This is a genomic window from Pseudomonas sp. LBUM1659, assembly GCF_059716045.1.
In genome coordinates, this window is the sequence record NZ_CP166797.1 from 1495785 (window position 1) to 1512630 (window position 16846).

At 51.8% G+C, this 16846-nt stretch carries 19 protein-coding genes and 4 pseudogenes; 15 read left to right on the forward strand and 8 right to left on the reverse strand.

The window, feature by feature from the left end; all coding sequences use genetic code 11:
* Positions 1–42 precede the first annotated feature (42 nt).
* Positions 43–168 (forward strand): DUF4113 domain-containing protein, encoded by a 126-nt coding sequence (locus ACA048_RS06685; protein ID WP_497628445.1) that lies wholly within the window; start codon positions 43–45, stop codon positions 166–168.
* Positions 169–410: 242 nt separating this feature from the next.
* Here the strand turns inward: ACA048_RS06685 and ACA048_RS06690 are convergent, their stop codons facing one another.
* Both ACA048_RS06690 and ACA048_RS06695 read right to left on the reverse strand, forming a co-directional pair.
* Positions 411–572, reverse strand: a complete 162-nt coding sequence (locus ACA048_RS06690) for a type II toxin-antitoxin system CcdA family antitoxin (protein WP_497628446.1) — start codon at positions 570–572, stop codon at positions 411–413.
* Between the two features lie 40 nt (positions 573–612).
* Positions 613–729, reverse strand: a pseudogene (locus ACA048_RS06695) (antitoxin Xre/MbcA/ParS toxin-binding domain-containing protein); the annotation flags it as partial.
* A 54-nt stretch (positions 730–783) separates the two neighbouring features.
* On the opposite strand from ACA048_RS06695, the pseudogene ACA048_RS06700 reads away from it, so the two are divergent.
* Positions 784–2277: pseudogene (locus ACA048_RS06700) on the forward strand (potassium transporter Kup); the annotation flags it as partial.
* Between the two features lie 180 nt (positions 2278–2457).
* Positions 2458–3261 (forward strand): CHAD domain-containing protein, encoded by an 804-nt coding sequence (locus ACA048_RS06705; protein ID WP_497628447.1) that lies wholly within the window; start codon positions 2458–2460, stop codon positions 3259–3261.
* A gap of 79 nt (positions 3262–3340) precedes the next feature.
* Here ACA048_RS06705 and ACA048_RS06710 read toward each other — a convergent pair whose 3' ends face one another.
* The 4 genes from ACA048_RS06710 to ppk2 form a co-directional block, all read right to left on the reverse strand.
* Positions 3341–3523 carry a hypothetical protein gene (locus ACA048_RS06710; RefSeq protein ID WP_497628448.1) on the reverse strand — a complete coding sequence of 61 codons (183 nt, stop codon included), beginning with the start codon at positions 3521–3523 and terminating at the stop codon, positions 3341–3343.
* Between the two features lie 118 nt (positions 3524–3641).
* Positions 3642–3854 (reverse strand): hypothetical protein, encoded by a 213-nt coding sequence (locus tag ACA048_RS06715; protein WP_497628449.1) that lies wholly within the window; start codon positions 3852–3854, stop codon positions 3642–3644.
* 67 nt (positions 3855–3921) lie between these two features.
* Positions 3922–4215 carry a DUF6388 family protein gene (locus tag ACA048_RS06720; protein WP_497628450.1) on the reverse strand — a complete coding sequence of 98 codons (294 nt, stop codon included), beginning with the start codon at positions 4213–4215 and terminating at the stop codon, positions 3922–3924.
* A 202-nt stretch (positions 4216–4417) separates the two neighbouring features.
* Entirely contained in the window at positions 4418–5335 is a 918-nt protein-coding gene (ppk2, locus tag ACA048_RS06725) for a polyphosphate kinase 2 (protein ID WP_497628451.1), read from the reverse strand.
* A 237-nt stretch (positions 5336–5572) separates the two neighbouring features.
* On the opposite strand from ppk2, the gene pstS reads away from it, so the two are divergent.
* The 6 genes from pstS (at position 5573) to ACA048_RS06755 (ending at position 10807) form a co-directional block, all read left to right on the forward strand.
* Positions 5573–6604: a phosphate ABC transporter substrate-binding protein PstS gene (gene pstS, locus ACA048_RS06730; protein WP_497628452.1), complete on the forward strand. Its 1032-nt coding sequence runs from the start codon at positions 5573–5575 to the stop codon at positions 6602–6604.
* Between the two features lie 73 nt (positions 6605–6677).
* Positions 6678–7643, forward strand: a complete 966-nt coding sequence (gene pstC / locus ACA048_RS06735; RefSeq protein WP_497340283.1) for a phosphate ABC transporter permease subunit PstC — start codon at positions 6678–6680, stop codon at positions 7641–7643.
* Positions 7643–8536: a phosphate ABC transporter permease PstA gene (gene pstA, locus ACA048_RS06740; RefSeq protein WP_497340281.1), complete on the forward strand. Its 894-nt coding sequence runs from the start codon at positions 7643–7645 to the stop codon at positions 8534–8536. Before pstC ends, pstA begins: the two co-directional genes overlap by 1 nt.
* Positions 8537–8612: 76 nt before the next feature.
* Positions 8613–9374, forward strand: coding sequence for a phosphate ABC transporter ATP-binding protein PstB (gene pstB / locus ACA048_RS06745; RefSeq protein ID WP_497349926.1), 762 nt, complete (start codon positions 8613–8615; stop codon positions 9372–9374).
* Between the two features lie 99 nt (positions 9375–9473).
* Entirely contained in the window at positions 9474–10172 is a 699-nt protein-coding gene (locus ACA048_RS06750) for a hypothetical protein (RefSeq protein WP_497349924.1), read from the forward strand.
* Positions 10172–10807, forward strand: a complete 636-nt coding sequence (locus ACA048_RS06755; RefSeq protein WP_497628453.1) for a hypothetical protein — start codon at positions 10172–10174, stop codon at positions 10805–10807. Before ACA048_RS06750 ends, ACA048_RS06755 begins: the two co-directional genes overlap by 1 nt.
* A 257-nt stretch (positions 10808–11064) precedes the next feature.
* Here the strand turns inward: ACA048_RS06755 and ACA048_RS06760 are convergent, their stop codons facing one another.
* Positions 11065–11313: a hypothetical protein gene (locus tag ACA048_RS06760; RefSeq protein ID WP_497349922.1), complete on the reverse strand. Its 249-nt coding sequence runs from the start codon at positions 11311–11313 to the stop codon at positions 11065–11067.
* Positions 11314–11460: 147 nt separating this feature from the next.
* Here ACA048_RS06760 and ACA048_RS06765 point away from each other — a divergent pair.
* The 6 genes and pseudogenes from ACA048_RS06765 to ACA048_RS06790 form a co-directional block, all read left to right on the forward strand.
* Positions 11461–11625 (forward strand): annotated as a pseudogene (locus ACA048_RS06765) (ParA family protein); the annotation flags it as partial.
* Positions 11626–11798: 173 nt separating this feature from the next.
* Entirely contained in the window at positions 11799–12212 is a 414-nt protein-coding gene (locus ACA048_RS06770) for an arsenate reductase ArsC (protein ID WP_497340277.1), read from the forward strand.
* Between the two features lie 834 nt (positions 12213–13046).
* Positions 13047–13826, forward strand: coding sequence for a S6 modification regulatory phosphodiesterase RimA (gene rimA / locus ACA048_RS06775; protein WP_497628454.1), 780 nt, complete (start codon positions 13047–13049; stop codon positions 13824–13826).
* A 381-nt stretch (positions 13827–14207) separates the two neighbouring features.
* Entirely contained in the window at positions 14208–14567 is a 360-nt protein-coding gene (locus ACA048_RS06780) for a hypothetical protein (protein WP_497628455.1), read from the forward strand.
* A gap of 2 nt (positions 14568–14569) precedes the next feature.
* Positions 14570–15859 (forward strand): sensor domain-containing diguanylate cyclase, encoded by a 1290-nt coding sequence (locus ACA048_RS06785; RefSeq protein ID WP_497629815.1) that lies wholly within the window; start codon positions 14570–14572, stop codon positions 15857–15859.
* A 164-nt stretch (positions 15860–16023) separates the two neighbouring features.
* Positions 16024–16164: pseudogene (locus ACA048_RS06790) on the forward strand (chemotaxis protein); the annotation flags it as partial.
* A gap of 207 nt (positions 16165–16371) precedes the next feature.
* On the opposite strand, the gene ACA048_RS06795 reads toward ACA048_RS06790, so the two are convergent.
* Positions 16372–16806 (reverse strand): PAS domain-containing protein, encoded by a 435-nt coding sequence (locus ACA048_RS06795; protein ID WP_497628456.1) that lies wholly within the window; start codon positions 16804–16806, stop codon positions 16372–16374.
* Positions 16807–16846 lie beyond the last annotated feature (40 nt).

Below are 16846 nucleotides of genomic sequence, written 5' to 3' on the forward strand. Positions count from 1 at the left end.
TGACCTTGTTCCCTCTCCCAACCCGTCGCTTCAAAAAAGGTCATGAACGTACTGGATTCCATCAATGAGCAATGGGGCAGGGGAGCACTTTGCTTGGTGAATGTGCCAACCAACCCAGATTGGGGTGAGCTGGGAGATGATCAGCCAGAGCTTCACGACTCGATTTGATCAGCTTTGGGGAGGGCATTACATGTGATCACTATTTACTAGGCAGAATGGCGTTAAATGGGTGTGAATGGGTGTGAATGGGTGTGAATGGGTGTGTAATTGGGTTTTGAGGCGCTTACGCTCTTTTTAGATCACCTTTCCCCCGGCTTGGGTGAGGGCGCCTTAGCTTACAGACTCGCTGCTCTGTCCCTTCAAGTCTCGGCCACTGTCGTTTCTGGGGAGTTTTAAAACTCGCTCAGGCATCAGAAGCTCCGTACGTGATCGCTGAACACACCGTGGGCTTCCACTTCTTCGTTGTAGGTATTTACGGCTTCGCTGTTCTCTGCCAGCCATTGCTCGCACTGTTGCTTCTTTAGGGCATCGGCCAGTGGCTGTTCCGGTGGAGTTTTCACTTGAGTGTGCATGGTATTGTCTCCCGTTCAGTCGCGATCATAAGGGGAACCCTTAAGCAAGTACCCCATTTTCCAGCCGGCCAATCAGATCCAGTACGGCTTGAGTTTCCACCCGCGTTTCCAGCATATCTATTGGACATTTTCCTAGTCCCCGCACTGGTGTGCTCATCTAACCAATCAGCAGTGCTGACTTCACCTTAGACAAAGGCATCCTGAAAAACACCTATCGGCAGTTGAGGGGTTACAGCTGGCGTTTGACGGAATAGAGCGCTGGGTTGTGCCCTTGTCAGTGATCGTGCTGGTGGCGCTGTTCCTGATACAGAAACATGGCACAGCTCGCATCGGTATCCTGTTTGGCCCGGTCATGGTGCTGTGGTTTGTGGTACTGGGCGCGCTCGGAATCTACGGCATTTTGCAGCGCCCCGAAGTGTTGGAAGCGCTTAACCCTGCTTGGGCTGTGCAATTCTTTGTCGTACATCCGGGAATGGGTGTGGCGATTCTGGGCGCCGTCGTGTTGGCATTGACCGGTGCTGAAGCGCTGTATGCCGACATGGGCCACTTTGGTCGCAAACCGATTTCCCGTGCCTGGTTCATTCTGGTGTTGCCGGGCCTGGTGCTCAATTATTTTGGCCAAGGCGCCCTGATCCTGGAGAACCCGGAGGCGGTGCGCAATCCGTTCTATCTGCTCGCGCCAAGCTGGGCACTGCTGCCAATGGTTGCGCTTTCCACACTGGCGACCATCATCGCTTCTCAAGCAGTAATCTCTGGTGCTTTCTCCCTGACGCGCCAGGCCATCCAGCTAGGTTACGTCCCTCGGATGTTTGTCCAGCACACCTCCAGCCAAGAGCAGGGTCAGATTTACATCGGCACGGTTAATTGGGCGTTGATGGTCGGTGTTGTGCTGCTGGTGATCGGCTTCGAGTCGTCCAGTGCCTTGGCCGCTGCCTATGGGGTCGCTGTGACGGGCACCATGTTGATCACGACCATTCTGTCTTCGGCGGTCGTCCTGCTTCTTTGGAAAACGCCGCGCTGGCTGGCCATCCCGATGCTGCTCGGATTTTTGCTGGTAGACGGTCTGTACTTTGTCGCCAATGCTCCGAAGATTTTTCAGGGCGGTGCGTTTCCGGTGATCGCCGGCATTGGCCTGTTCATCTTGATGACCACCTGGAAGCGAGGGCGAAAAATCATCGTCGAGCGGTTGGACGAGACCGCGCTGCCTCTGCCGTTGTTCATCAGCAGCATTCGTTCGCAGCCTCCGCATCGGGTGCAGGGAACGGCGGTTTTTCTGACGGCCAGGGCCGATGCTGTTCCGCATGCGCTACTGCACAATCTGCTACACAACCAGGTTTTGCACGAGCAGGTGGTACTTCTAACCGTGGTGTCCGAAGACAGTCCTCGGGTGCCTGCTGCTCGACGGTTTGAGGTTGAAGCTTATGGTGAAGGTTTCTTCCGAGTCAGTCTGCACTTCGGTTTCATGGAGGAGCCAGATGTACCGACGGCCTTGAGTCTTTGCCACTTGAATGAGCTGGATTTCAGCCTGATGCGCACGACCTATTTCCTCAGTCGGGAGACGGTGATCCCTACCAAGCGCATTGGTATGGCGCGCTGGCGAGAAAGTCTGTTCGCGTTCCTGCTGAAGAATGCCAACAGCAACCTGAAATATTTCAGATTGCCGCTAAACAGGGTGATTGAACTGGGGACTCAGGTGGAGATGTAAACAAGAACAAGGCCGCCTCTGCGGCCTTTTTCCTTTGGCGTGCTCGTAGTTATCGCTCTTGATGCGTTTATTCTTTCAAGCGATTGCCGATGGCGCGTAGCAGTTCTTAAGCTGGATCAATATTTGGCGATCTACGCTTCTGCTAATCTCGTGTCCATAGCGTTTCAAAGAGATGACCGCATGTCCTTTGTAGACAAGTTCGTTGCTGAGATACTGGCTCTTCAGGTTGCCCTGTATCACTCCCGTGCTCGGTTAGAGGCGAGGACTGATAGCGAGGCTTTGCATGACCTCAGGATAGCTGTGAGGCGCATCAGGAGCTTACTGCGACCGATGCGCACCATGAGCGAGGTGGTGGCGCTGAACATCGCGGCAGCTGAGGTGGGAAGGATAACCACACCCACTCGCGATCTGGAGGTGATGATTCAAGAACTGGAGAGCAGGGGCTTTCTTGCCCAAGTTCAGCTCAGAAAAGCGCGCTTGGCATCTAACTACTCCAAGATTCTAAAAAGCCCACACCTCAACAACTTGTTCATTCAGTTGGACGAGTGGCCTACTGTTTTTCGTTCAGTTGAAGTCAACGGCGGTTTAAAGCACGTCCAGCCTCAAATTGAAAAAGCGCTAAAAAAGCAGATCGACCGGCTGCATGCTGCTGTGGATGACGCTGGATTTGATCGACACGAGTTGAGAATCCTGGTCAAGCGCACGCGCTACCTCACGGAAGCGTTTCCTAGCCTTTCACCGCTTTCGCGTAAAGCTGCGAGTTCTCTAAAAGCACTGCAATCGGCTTTAGGCTCCTGGCATGATCATTATCAATGGTGTCAAAAGGTGCTGATCGAATCTGACCTGCGCCCGCTGGAAAAGGTTTGGCAGAGCTGCGCAGCTACCGCACTTGAAAAAGCTGAGATCCAGTTGAAAGACTTGGCAACACGGCTGCCAAAATCTTCGGGCAAAAAGAAGCTGCCTAAAGTGGCAGCAAAAGAATGAGCGCGTTTTGAATGGTCTGAGTATTGCGGGCCGAAAGTTACAAATCGATGATGGTTCTTTGTCCATCGATGCCTGTACCTTAAGACAGCTCAACCACAGGTCTGTTTATGCTGATAGGCAAAGGGTGGGCTGCATTTACACGAACTTCCAGCGTTTTTACGAACGCTTCAGCTTCGGCATAGCTGCGAAATTTGACGCACCATGCATCCATCCACACAAGCCAACCTTCGGGCGTGTTCGCTTCTTCGATTCTGATCAGCATCACGAGAATCCTTTCATGAGGTAGCTCGGGTCAATGACGAGCCTAAACAAAAGAGCTCGTACCCTTTCGACGCCTAATTTTCGACTCTCAAGTGATCCAGAGAATTGGCTGGTAGGATTCATCTGATGGCTTTTCTCAGTGCCTCAATGCCCTTTCTGACGGATTCGGCATTCAAGTCGAGCGTGGCGATAGCGCCAAGGGCGTTGCTGGAAACGCCAGTAGATCCCCTTTGATCTATCCACATTGCTATCGACTCAATGGCATCGGCCAGCGCGAGTTGGTTTTCGTGGAGGGTTTCGAGTATGTCCGGTAGTTGGGGAGGGGATGACATGGCGACATTTCCTCAGAATGAACTGAAAGACTAGCAGCGTCAGAGAGGACGTGCAGAATCATCAAAGCTATCCCGTTATGTTGTGCAACCGACAGTAATCAGCCCATGACACGTTGACCATTTCGGCTATCTCCTTGTGCGCGGCAAGAATACGTTGGTGCGCCTGTTCTTCGGAGGTCGCAATCAATTGCAGTGTCAACTCCCAAGAGCCTACACCCAGTCTATCGGCTTCATTCTCGTATGCCTGCTCAATCAGCTCCTGCTGTTCATTGGTACTCAGCATGCGGATGCGTTTCTTGAAGGTCGGGTTGTTGCTCAAGAAGCGAGCGCGTGCGTCCTGGGATTCTTTCGGAGTCGGCAAGCAGTCTCCCTGTCGCGATTCAACGACCCGAATTTTGGCCTTCGAATGCGATGAGTTTTCTGGTGTAGCTGTTTATTGTCTGCTCCTATGTAGAAGCGGTGAGCAGCAGCCCCTTGCCCAGCGCTGTAATACCACCAAGGATACTCATGCTCGGCTTGCGAAGGCGGGGCGCTCTTTGCAGGGCGCCCCTGTTCGACCTGACTTAGTAGACCTGAGGCACGATGAGTTCCGATGGCGTCGGGTTGCGGGAGTAGTCCTCCTGCCGCACGCGCTGAGGCAGTTCAATCATAGGTAGCTCCACTTCTTCGTAGGGCATCTGCCCGAGCAGATGATGGATGCAGTTGAGGCGGGCTTTTTTCTTGTCGTCGGCTTGCACCACCCACCATGGTGCTTCGGCGATGTGGGTGCGTTCGAGCATGATTTCCTTGGCCTTGGTGTAGGCCTCCCAGCGCCGACGGGATTCCAGATCCATGGGGCTGAGTTTCCACTGCTTAAGCGGGTCATGGATGCGGCTGAGAAATCGCAGGTGCTGTTCCTGGTCGGAAATGGAAAACCAGTATTTAATCAACTGAATGCCGGAGCGAGCGAGCATCCGCTCAAACTCTGGCACCGTGCGGAAAAACTCTTCGTACTGATCGTCATTGCAGAACCCCATGACCTTTTCGACCCCGGCGCGGTTGTACCAACTACGGTCGAAGAGCACTATTTCACCAGCTGCCGGCAGGTGCGAGACGTAGCGCTGGAAGTACCATTGGGTACGTTCGCGGTCATTGGGTGCAGGCAGAGCGGCGACACGACAGACCCGAGGATTGAGTCGTTGTGTAATGCGCTTGATAACACCACCTTTGCCGGCTGCATCACGTCCTTCGAACAGAATCACTACTTTGTGACCAGTCTTGACCACCCAGCTTTGCAGCTTCACCAGTTCGCCTTGCAGGCGGAACAGTTCGCTGAAGTAGAGTCGTCGGGCTTCCTTCTCACTTCCGTCCTCGGCGTGTTCATCGAATAGCGCATTCAGGTCATGCCCGTCTTCGGATAATTCCAGTTCCAGCTCTTCGTCACTGTGATCGAGCAGCTCGCGGTGGATGCGCTGTATCAGGGTGTCTTCGATTGAGGGCATGGGACGAACTCGTGTCGGGAAGGGCCTGGCAAAGTGTTAGTCGTAACTTGTTACGAATTAATTACATCAACTTGTGATTTGGGGCAACCAGATAAGGAGTGTGGCCACCAGCGCCATGTGATAGCTGCCTAGATAGACAAGTGATGTCAGCGACATTTTTATGCCATTCGATTTTCATAAAAGCGTCACAAAATTGTTGCAGAGTTTGGGTGCCCGATATCACAAGGAGTTCCTTCGATGAAAAGTTTCATGAAGTCTGCTGCACTTGCCATTACGGTTTCTCTTTGTGCCACCTCAGTGTCCTTTGCTGCGGAAAGCGTTCGCCTGACAGGTTCCGGCGCCAGTTTTCCGGCTCCGATTTATCTCACCTGGTTCAAGGATTTCAGCAAGAAAAGCGCTGGCGTCACTGTGGATTACCAATCCAAGGGCAGCGGTGCGGGTGTACAGGACTTTTTGAACAAAACCGTTGATTTCGCGGCCAGTGACTCGGCGATGAAAGACGAGGACATCGCCAAGGTGGCCGAGGGCGCGCAATTGCTGCCGATGACTGCTGGTGAAATCGTGCTGGCGTATAACCTGCCGGGTAGTCCCAAAGGGCTCAAATTGCCACGCGATGTTTATTCCAACATCTTCCTCGGCAAGATCACTCGATGGAATGATCCGCAGCTCCTCGCGGCCAATCCCGAGCTGAAACTGCCGGATATGCCAATCACCGTTGTCGTGCGTGCAGACTCCAGCGGTACTACCGCAGTGTTCACCAAACACATGGCAGCAATTAATACAGAGTTCAATAAGGCGTTAGGTGAAGGCAACACCGTCAACTGGCCGGCCAGCGACAAATTCATCAAATCGCCCAAGAACGATGGTGTGACGGCCACCGTACGCCAGACCCCGGGCGCCATTGGGTACATCGAATACGGCTTCGCCAAACTGGCCAAGGTCGACTTTGCCCAGTTACAAAACAAGGCCGGTCAGTACGTTGTGCCAAACGCAGAGAGCGGTGCCGAGGCTCTCGCTGCTGTGAAGATGCCAGAGAGCCTGGTGGCTTGGCTGCCTGATCCGGACGGTGCCAAGTCGTACCCGATCACTTCCTATACCTGGATGATCTTCCGCAAGCAAAACGAGAACCCGGCCAAGGCCAAAGCCATGCGTGAGATGGTCGAATACAGTCTGACAGAGGGTCAGAAAATTGCCGATTCGATGGGTTACATTCCCCTGCCGCAATCGGTTATCGATCAAGTTCGCAAGGCTTCCGCCAACATTCAGTGACGCTTGCGAGGCCTCTTTCGGCGTGTGCTTGTAGCCTCGCCGAAGAGATTTCCCCTACGCTCCGGAATAGCCCATGAACAAGCCATTTGTCGTACCGGTTAATCCGGATTCTGCCTGCCGCCCCCCATCTGCGAAAGATTTTCTGGTGGATCGCACCTTCCGCGCGCTTGCGCGCATAGGTGTAGTTCTCGTTCTGGCGCTGGTATTCGCCTTGGTATTTGAGGTAGGGCGCAAGGCACTACCAGGCATGGAGAAACACGGTCTGGACGTCCTTTTAGGTACCGTCTGGGATGTGAATCAGGGCAAGTACGGCATTCTGCCGGCCATTTGGGGCACGCTCTACAGCGCCTTTATAGCGTTAGCGATCGCAGGTTTTTTCGGCGTCAGCATGGCGATTTTCCTGACCCAGGATTTCCTGCCTGCGCAACTCGCGGCCATTTTTCGCACCATTGTCGAATTGCTCGCGGCCATTCCCAGCGTCGTTTATGGTCTGTGGGGAATCTACGTGGTAATCCCGGCCATTCGCCCCCTCACGGATTGGTTAAACAGCGAACTTGGCTGGATACCCTTTTTCGGTACGACCTTGAGCGGGCCGGGACTGTTACCTGCAGCATTAGTACTTGCCATCATGATCCTGCCGACTATTGCTGCCGTTTCACAGGATGCCCTCACCGGCGTTCCGATGAAAACCAAGCAGGCGGCCTACGGGATGGGTACCACCCATTGGGAAGCGATTCTCAAAGTAATGGTGCCCTCCGCTGCTACAGGCATTTTTGGCTCGCTGGTGTTGGGTCTGGGCCGGGCCCTGGGTGAAACGATGGCCCTGGCTATGTTGGTAGGAAACTCAAACAATATTTCTCTCTCTCTGTTTGCACCAGCCAATACGCTGGCGGCGTTGTTGGCGCTGAACTTTCCCGAAGCGGGGCCGACCGAGATTGAGGTTTTGATGTATGCCGCACTGGTGCTGATGTTGATCACTCTCATAGTGAACGTCATCGGATCCATGATAATGGTCTATGCCCAGCGTGGTACTAAATGATGAGAGACCTTACTTCTCCTACAGCCGCTTTGCCAAGTCTGCAGCGCAAGTTTGAAGGCCGCGCCTTGCGCAGCCTGGTGTTGACCACGCTGGTCTGGGGCGGTGCTCTGCTGGCCAGTGTGCCGCTGATTTCCGTGCTCTATATGCTCATCACGCGAGGCGGTGCTCGCCTTAGTCTAGAGGTATTCACCGAACTACCGCCGACCGGATTCGAGACGGGCGGCGGCTTCGGCAACGCGATGGCCGGCACCTTTGTCATGGTCGGTATCGCAGCCGCCATCGCGGTTCCCGTTGGCATCATGGCGGCGATCTTTCTGGCGGAGCTGGGCCCGGACAGCAAGCTGGCTAACGCCGCGCGCTTTGCCGCCAAGATGCTCACGGGGCTGCCTTCGATTTTGGCCGGGGTTTTTGCCTACGCGCTGGTGGTGATGACCACCGGTACCTACTCGGCACCTGCAGGTGGCGTGGCACTGGCGGTACTGATGCTGCCCATCGTTGTGCTGACCGCTGAAGAGTCGATGCGGATGGTGCCAAAAATCATGAAGGATGCCGCCTATGGCATGGGCTGCACCCGCTCGCAGGTGATCTGGAAAATCGTATTGCCAACGGGCCTGCCGGCGATCCTCACCGGCGTCATGCTGGCCGTGGCTCGCGCAGCGGGCGAGACGGCGCCGTTGTTGTTTACTGCGCTGTTCAGCAACTACTGGATCTACCACGACGGCAGTCTGGCGGTGATGAATCCGACCGCATCGCTTGCCGTGCTGATTTACAACTTCTCTGGTATGCCGTTCGACAATCAGCTTGAGCTCGCATGGGCGGCCTCGCTGGTGCTGGTGATGATCGTGCTGGTCGTGAATGTTGTCAGCCGTATTTTCGGCAAGCCAAAGTTTTGAGAATGGGAGCATCTGAACTGTGAATGTATTATCCGTGCAAAAAACTGCCCCGTTTGAAATCCAGGCACCATTGGTCATGGACTGCAAGCTGGACAAGATTTTTTATGGCAACTTCATGGCCGTGCGCGACAGCCATGTACCGATCGAAAAAAACAAGATTACCGGATTCATCGGCCCCTCCGGCTGCGGCAAGAGCACTGTCCTGCGCAGCCTCAATCGGATGAATGATCTGGTAAAAGGCTTTCGTTTCGAGGGCCATGTGCAGTTCCTCGGGCAAGACGTCTATGGCAAGGGCGTTGATCCAGTGGTGGTGCGCCGCTACATCGGGATGGTATTTCAACAACCGAACCCGTTCTCGATGAGCATTTTCGATAATGTTGCTTTTGGCTTGCGCCTCAATCGTTACCAGGGTGATCTGGGTGATCGCGTAAAGCACGCCCTGCAGGGCGCGGCGCTTTGGGATGAGGTCAAGGACAAGCTCAAGGTCAGCGGTCTGTCCCTTTCGGGAGGCCAGCAGCAACGGCTTTGTATCGCCCGCGCTATCGCGACCGAACCTGAAGTGCTGTTGCTGGATGAGCCCTGCTCGGCACTCGACCCGATTGCCACCCGCCGGGTCGAAGAACTGATGGTCGAGTTGAAGAAGGATTACACCATTGCTCTGGTAACTCACAATATGCAGCAGGCGATCCGTGTTGCTGACACGACAGCTTTTTTCTCGGTTGATATTTCGCAGGGAACGCGTACAGGCTATCTGGTTGAGATGGGCCCGACTGCCCAGATTTTCGACAGTCCGCGCGAACAACTGACGAGCGACTACATAAGCGGCAAGTTTAGCTAACCGACGTTCAACCAATGCCGCATGCCGCCAATGGCCAAGTCGCCTTGGCGTTCATCCGGTCGTTTTACTTTCTCACACATGATTTCTTCGAGATTGCCCATGCCTGCAAAGCGTCGTCTTGATTTGCCAGCGATTGAGCGTGCGCTACGTGAAGTGCAGGGTCGCTTCGCTGAACTCAGCAGGCATTTTACCGAGCCGCGTGATCCCTTGACTGACGAAGTGCTGTGCAATGTACTTGATGGCTATGCACTGATTGACGACTACGTTGCACGTGGCGTCGACCTGTTTGATCTTCAGCACCTGAACCTGATGCTGGAGATCAATGCCACGGTTCTCTGTGGCCGAGATCCGGCGCGCCGACTGGAATTCGCTCAACACCTTGCGGCTACCGAGGAACACTTCTTCAACAACGTTGAGGGCGGCATCAAGGACTTGTTCAATTGGTATTGCGCGTATCGCAGCGAATCTGTCTGGAAGCGTGCCGCCGGTGTCTATGTTCGCATTCTCAGCAAGCCGCAATTGTTCATTGAAGGTAATAACCGCAGCGGGTCGCTCATTGTCAGCTATTTGCTCATGCGCGCAGGTTTGCCGCCGTTTGTGCTGTCGCTGGAAAACGCCGAGGGCTACTTCAACCCGTCTTCGGTCATACGCAACTCTGCCAAGCACGGGGTGAAGGCGTTGTACGAATTGCCCAAGATCAAGAAAAAATATGCGGCCTTCCTGGAAGAGCAGTCCCCGGATCTGATGGAGTTTTTCCTGAGCGAAACACCGCTGTCCGTTTATCAGGGAGGCCATTGATGCGCTGGTATCCGACGCTTAAAAAATGCCGAACTTCCAGCAATCGCGTGTGGCAGGCAATCCAGTGTGCTATGCCCATGCACCTGTTCAGGCGTCAGCGTCTACGCATTTCGTTCGATATAGATGACACGTTAGCCTGTCAGGCCCATCACAGCGCTGTCGAGCACAGCAGGCTGCCGGCTTTTGTTCATCGTTGGCTGGGAGAGCCGTTGCGTATGGGAACACGCGACCTGACCCGAGAGTTACGCAGACAGGGATGCAGTGTCTGGGTCTACACGTCGTCCGGTCGGACACCTTCGTACATCAGGCGCTGGTTATTACTGCATGGTATCCACGTTGACGGTGTGGTCAACAGTGTTCGGCATAACCGTGCCCTGACGGCACATGGGCTTTCGAACTCCCCCTCGAAATTCCCGCCAGCATTTGATATCGACTTGCATGTCGACGATTCCGAGGGCGTGCAGATTGAGGGCTATGATCACGGTTTTCGGGTCGTTGTAGTACGTCCGGATGATGATACTTGGGCGAAGAGAGTCTTGGATGCAGCAGCTGAAGTCCAGGCACAACTAGCTTGGCAGCAACCGCTCAGACACAGAGAGCCAGCGCAACAACGCACAGAAGTTTTTTCCTCCTGATGTCGATACGTCTGAATTTTTTGGATCATTCGCGGCAGCATCTGGCGTCTCAGGGGGCACCGCTAGAAAAATTGAACATCCATGCGGTACGTCATCGATATGTGCCACTGACGAGCGCCAGGCGCACCTCCGAAGCGATACGCGAATTCCTGTACCAGCAGCACAGGGATGAAGAGCCCGCACCGATGATCGCCAACGGCATGTTCAAGCCACGCCCACCGGAAGCTAGGGCGTAAAACCCTAGCGGATAGCAGATGTCACTTTTTCTTTTTCTCCGGCTTTTCTGCCTTCTCTGATTTCTTAGCCTTTTCTGGCTTGCTATCAGCTTTTTTTGCAGATTTCTTCGGTTCGGCATCTTTTTTCTTGTCTTTCTTTTCGGAAGATTTCGAAAGAGCCGAGGCAGCAGCTGATTTCTTTGCCGGTGATGACTTTTTGTCTTTTAATTCCTTGCTGGCTTTGGAAGCTTCACCTTTGCTTTTCTTCTCGTCTTTAGCCACGTTGCCCACCTCTCGGAGTATGCCGCTATTGGCAAAATTGCCTGTGGGATGATCCACAAGCTGATCATTAGGCGAGCGCGTCTAAAAGCGGTTCAAATTATTTTGAAGCGTCGAAATAGGCTTTGGGTGATGGGCTTCCACCGCAATCTGTTGTAAGAGCTCATTAAGGAAGGGTTGCCGATTCTCCCGGTGTATCTCGGCAACTCGGTTAAGATGCGTGAATCCCATGAGCGGTGCCTACCCTTGATTCATCTCGACAGGCATCACAAGCTGACAGGCCAGTTCGTTGAGCTCTTGAATGTGTTGGAGGAAGCAAACTGAATCAGCGCTGCTCAATCTGACCTGTCTACCGCCACCGCAATGCCCACCGATGACGCGGGCATTGAAAGATTTGGAAATAGTACATTCCATCGACTTGAAGCCGGGTGATCACAAACGCTGCTTAACTGAGATTGTCGTTTTCTCAGATCACTGTTCGAGCGGAGGAGAAAGGAATGACTGGCAAAATGCGGGTGCTGTTTGTCTGCGCCAAGAATGATGTCCGTTCCGTGTGGGCAGAAGCGCTGCTTCGCCACACTGACTCCTCAAACTTCGAAGCTTTTAGTGCTGGCCTTGAGCCTGGTGAAGTTGACCCTAGAACCTTGGAGTCTCTCGAGCACATAGGCATAGAGACCAATGACCTGCGCAGCAAATCAATAGGTGAATTTGAGGGGCAGGAGTTCCATTACGTGATCACACTGTGTGACAAGTCTTCCGAGGAGGCAGCACGGATGCCGACCTCCGGCGAGGTCATCGTGTGGAGTTTTGAAGACCCGACGACCAGTGAGCGACATGAACCTTTTCGCCATGCGCTTCAGGAGATTCACGACCGGATTAAGATGTTTGTCACGGTAAAGACTAGGCAGTGAAGATATGAGCGCTCAGCAAATTTCTCTGCAATAAGGATGAGCTGATTCGACTTCCATTTATGCATGCAACGTAATGTCTCGTGCCAACGAGCCTCAACTCGATTGAACGCTTTAGCCCGAAAGATCAGCGATGAGTATTCGGGGCGGGAGGGGAATATCTTTGAGGTGAGTGGCGATCACCTTGAGATCGAAGAGCGATTGTAAGAATTCGATGGGATTGGCCTGAAGACTGTTAAAATTTTCATGCGTTAAGTAAGCAGGTTGCTAGCCTAATCGTGCGTGCTCACCTCATGAGTTTGTACGCCCTCGGAGGTGCGTTTTGTAAATTCGGATAATCATCGAGCGCAAGTCTGAGCACGTCTCTATCCTCAGGTTCGAGCTTCGGCTTGTGAATCACTCCTACTTCAGCGTCAAGTGGCTACCGCCTCATAGCTATCCGCTGAAGAGTCTAAGTAGCTGGGAGCGACTCACTCAGCACGTTACCCCAAGCCCACTTATCTGACGCTCTCCTTCTGATTATTTTGATCTCTATTTTCGCCGCATAGCGCCTTGCAATCAGCGACTGACAGTTCCCTGTGTCAAAAAGTCCGGCGGTATAAAATAAGGTTAAGTGTCTAAGCCATAACCGTTTTTGACCTCGTCGTGGTATTTCGAAGGCTAAAAACGAGCATTTATCAGCCAGAAAGAAGCAATACAAGAATAAACTGCTACAATCAAAACGGCCCAGCCGAGTCATTATAAGTCCTTCCTAAGTTTATTTAATGTCTATTGCGATGCTCAGGCATTAATTGGAATAGCCACCATAAAAATAGTATTAATTTTTTGGAGTGCGACGTGACAATTTTCCCGAACTCATTGACTTCGTCCAATGGTTGCCAAGGTTGCAAAAGCACTCTTGAGCTGGATTTAGATTTTACTTTCGCTTTTCAACCAATAGTGGACGTTCGCGATCAAACAATTTTCGCACATGAGGCGTTGGTGAGAGGCATTAATGGAGAGGGGGCGTTGTCAGTGCTGGAGAAAGTAAACGATCAAAACCGTTATCGATTCGATCAGCTTTGCCGCATGCGTGCTATTTCCACTGCTTCGCAACTTGGAATGACTCAACACCTATCAATTAATTTTCTACCCAACGCGGTTTACCGTGCAGAATTGTGCATTAGAAGCACGTTGGAAGCCGCACGTACTCACGACTTCCCGCTCGATCGGCTGATTTTCGAGACAGTCGAAAGCGAATACATTGAAAATAATCACCATCTGACCAACATTCTACGTGTATATCGGGAGTTCGGTTTGAAAATAGCAATTGATGACTTTGGATCTGGTTATTCGGGACTGACCCTGTTGGCAGATTTTCAACCTGATCTTATAAAACTCGATATAGCTTTAGTGCGTAATATCCATCGTGATCGCTCCCGTCAGGCTATCGTCCGTGGTGTTGTCATAATATGTGCGGAAATGGGTATTGAAATCATTGCAGAAGGAATCGAACATGCTGAGGAACGGGATTTTCTTACCGACTGCGGGGTTTATCTGATGCAGGGGTATTGGTTCGCCAAGCCTGCATTTGAAGCAATGGCTCTGGTCACTGCCAAGTCTTGGCATAAAGCATAGATTGCCTCAAATGCGCCGTGGCCAAGGCGCTAAAGATAAAGCTCTTTGTATCTGAGTATCAATACAAAAAACTCCAAAGGGATCGATAGCTTCCAGGATGACAGGTTAAGGGGGTACTAAAAATACAATTAGTGGACGGCATAATAAAAAATGAGTAGATATGCTTGATTTGATACTAGGCTCTTTCTGCAACGTTCCGAAGGTAAGCGCTTGACATGCGAGACATTGGAGTAGAGGGTAAGGTTAAATTGGAAGATAGCCATCCGTTCTTCATAGTTTAATGCTAAAAGGGGAGAGGGGTTTATTGCTATATGGCAGGGTGAATACAGTCCGACTGGGGCGTTTAAAAATTAATATTGTACTTTGCGAGTGAGTAGGGAAATGAATCTTACGTTCGAAGAAGCATCGATTCAAGCATTGTTGGGCGCACTCGATCAACTGGATACTCTGAACTTCGGGGTAATTGGCTTTAGCGACGCGTCAGAAGTGGTGATTTACAATACTTTTGAAGCTACAAGTGCGGCCTTGCGACAGGCGCGTGTTTTAGGTAAGAATCTATTTTTGGAGATTGCTCCCTGCTTGAATAACGCAATGGTCGCTCAAAGATTTGAGAATGAACCTGAGTTGGACGTGATTATTTCTTACGTTCTAGCACTTAGAATGAGGCCCGTCCCAGTAAGATTAAGACTGCTTAAAAAGATTGATAATAACACCCGCTTCCTACTGGTTGAGTGGGCGTGAAAATGAGTAGCATAGAGCTGACCAATGACTCAATCGAGTCAGAGTACGAAGCATTAATTTCATTCATGTATCTATCGCCAGTAGGGCTGGTAAGAACCGACCCCGGCGGAAAAATTGATATGCTTAATCCCATGGCAACACAATTATTGATGCCATTGGTTAAGTCTATTGGTCTTGAAAATCTGTTTGAAACACTTGCTTCCGTTGCGCCTGAGCTACGTAACTTAGTGACAAGTTTTAGAGAACCATGCGGATCAATATGTGTAAATCATAGAATCCACGTGTCGTCAGCAGCTGACGGAGGTATTGTTCTCGCATGTACAATTGTAAAGGTCAATGACGAGGTTCTAATAACAGTTCTAACTGATATTTCTTGCCAAGTTGCAACTGAAAGGAGGCTAAGGCAGACAGACTCATGGCTGGATGCCATCTATACGATTGTTAACGATTTCGCAGTCCTCGGCTTGACTGAACAGGGAGTAATTAATAGCTGGAGCCCTTCGGCAGAGCGTTTAACAGGTTACACGGAGTCCGAGGCTATTGGTGAGACGTTGGGCCGCTTCTATAGCTTGTCCGCTTTGGAAGTGGATGTTTTGAAGGAGCAACTCACGTTCGCACGTGAAGAAGGTTGGCACTCTCGAGACTATAGCTGCCAGCACAAATCAGGACACAATTTTTTTGCTCAAACAATGATCGCCGTTCTGCGTGACGAAGATGACAAGTTTTCTGGCTATACGGTGGTGTTTCGAGATATCACCGAGCGAAAGGTGTCGAGTGACAATCTGGCCAACTTGCTCACTAAAGACCACCTCACAGGCGCAATTAATCGTGCCCACTTTTTCAACTTGGCCGAGAAAGAGTTTGCGCGGGCAGGTCGATACGAGCACTCAATATCTATAATCATGCTAGACGCCGATCACTTCAAGCATGTTAATGATAGCTGGGGGCATCCCATTGGCGATGAAGTTCTTAAGTCGATAGCCAAAATTGCCGAGGGGGTTCTTCGCCCCGGAGATACTATAGCTAGGTTTGGAGGCGAAGAATTTGTTGTTATGTTACCTAAGAGTAATAGCCTCGAGGCTTCAGTTATTGCGGAGCGACTAAGGAGCAGCATTGAAGCATCTAGTGTCGATGCTGGTGGTGAGGAAATCAAAATCACAGTCAGTATTGGGTGTGCCTCGATGAGTCAATCGCGATCCACTCTCAAGGAGCTGTTAATCTCCGCAGATAGTGCTCTCTATCATGCAAAATCCAAGGGTAGGAATTGTGTAGTTGATATTGATGACTGCTAATGTATGGCATCACCTGGGTTAACAAGAGATATGTCGCAAAGACATTAATGAAGATATTGAGGAGATGTGCCACCTGTTCCCGATACTGAAGAAGACGCAAGTAGCATGCGGGCACGATTGACCCGACGCACAACTCGGTTTAGGACACCGTATGCATGCTCTGAAAGGTGGTTAGGTTTGCGACGGTAGTCACGGATCAGGTTGCGTGTGAGCTCCAAGTCAGTAAGGTAGCTGAAACGGCATATGAGATTTCTCAGCAGACCGATGTTAGTGTTCAACACGGCGCGGTCGTAAGGATGACCACCTTTTATCTCCAATCGAATCGAAGCTCTGCAGCAATTTAGGCGATTTTTGCAGAGAAGAAATCCTGGCGGCCGGTGACTTGGACTTGGAGTTAGAACCTTGCTAAACGACAACCAATATTTGGTGTTTGAACAGGGGACTTTATTAGACCGGACATTGCTGGAGCGTTAACTTATCAAGTCCGTACGGAGTTAATCTTTGCGTTCCTACTATCCGAGTTGCTTCTTCAACAGTGCGAGTTCAGCTTCCAGTTCACGCACTCGTTCCTTGGCCTCAACTTCAACGCTGACGTCCTTCTGGATACCGATGAAGTAGGTGAGTTGATCGGTGTCGTTGAACACTGGGGTGATCGACAGTTCGTTCCAGAAGGCGCTGCCGTCCTTTCGATAGTTGCGAATGACTTGGCGACAGGGGAGATGATTCCTTAACGCCTCGCGGATGACTGTCAAACCAGCTTGGTTACGGTCATCACCCTGCAGGAAGCGGCAATCCTGGTACAGGATGTCGTCAACGCTGTACCCCGTCAGGCGCTGGAAGGCGGGGTTAGCATAGATCAGGATGTTTTCGTCGCCTTCCTGCTCTGCTACCACGATGCCATCGTTGGATGCTTCAACCACCAGTTTCAGCAGTTCTGCGTCGATCATTTTCAGAGCCCCAGTGAGTGACATCTCATTTTTAGCGGTT

Excerpts from the sequence above, each read along its gene's own strand:
- ACA048_RS06785 (WP_497629815.1), top strand. The coding sequence starts at position 14,570 with ATGAGTAGCATAGAGCTGACCAATGACTCAATCGAGTCAGAGTACGAA.
- pstB (WP_497349926.1), top strand. The coding sequence starts at position 8,613 with ATGGACTGCAAGCTGGACAAGATTTTTTATGGCAACTTCATGGCCGTG.
- ACA048_RS06755 (WP_497628453.1), top strand. The coding sequence starts at position 10,172 with ATGCGCTGGTATCCGACGCTTAAAAAATGCCGAACTTCCAGCAATCGC.
- ACA048_RS06750 (WP_497349924.1), top strand. The coding sequence starts at position 9,474 with ATGCCTGCAAAGCGTCGTCTTGATTTGCCAGCGATTGAGCGTGCGCTA.
- ACA048_RS06710 (WP_497628448.1), bottom strand. The coding sequence starts at position 3,523 with ATGCTGATCAGAATCGAAGAAGCGAACACGCCCGAAGGTTGGCTTGTG.
- ACA048_RS06770 (WP_497340277.1), top strand. The coding sequence starts at position 11,799 with ATGACTGGCAAAATGCGGGTGCTGTTTGTCTGCGCCAAGAATGATGTC.
- ACA048_RS06685 (WP_497628445.1), top strand. The coding sequence starts at position 43 with ATGAACGTACTGGATTCCATCAATGAGCAATGGGGCAGGGGAGCACTT.
- pstS (WP_497628452.1), top strand. The coding sequence starts at position 5,573 with ATGAAAAGTTTCATGAAGTCTGCTGCACTTGCCATTACGGTTTCTCTT.
- pstA (WP_497340281.1), top strand. The coding sequence starts at position 7,643 with ATGAGAGACCTTACTTCTCCTACAGCCGCTTTGCCAAGTCTGCAGCGC.
- ACA048_RS06795 (WP_497628456.1), bottom strand. The coding sequence starts at position 16,806 with ATGATCGACGCAGAACTGCTGAAACTGGTGGTTGAAGCATCCAACGAT.
- ACA048_RS06715 (WP_497628449.1), bottom strand. The coding sequence starts at position 3,854 with ATGTCATCCCCTCCCCAACTACCGGACATACTCGAAACCCTCCACGAA.
- ACA048_RS06780 (WP_497628455.1), top strand. The coding sequence starts at position 14,208 with ATGAATCTTACGTTCGAAGAAGCATCGATTCAAGCATTGTTGGGCGCA.
- ACA048_RS06690 (WP_497628446.1), bottom strand. The coding sequence starts at position 572 with ATGCACACTCAAGTGAAAACTCCACCGGAACAGCCACTGGCCGATGCC.
- ACA048_RS06705 (WP_497628447.1), top strand. The coding sequence starts at position 2,458 with ATGTCCTTTGTAGACAAGTTCGTTGCTGAGATACTGGCTCTTCAGGTT.
- ppk2 (WP_497628451.1), bottom strand. The coding sequence starts at position 5,335 with ATGCCCTCAATCGAAGACACCCTGATACAGCGCATCCACCGCGAGCTG.
- pstC (WP_497340283.1), top strand. The coding sequence starts at position 6,678 with ATGAACAAGCCATTTGTCGTACCGGTTAATCCGGATTCTGCCTGCCGC.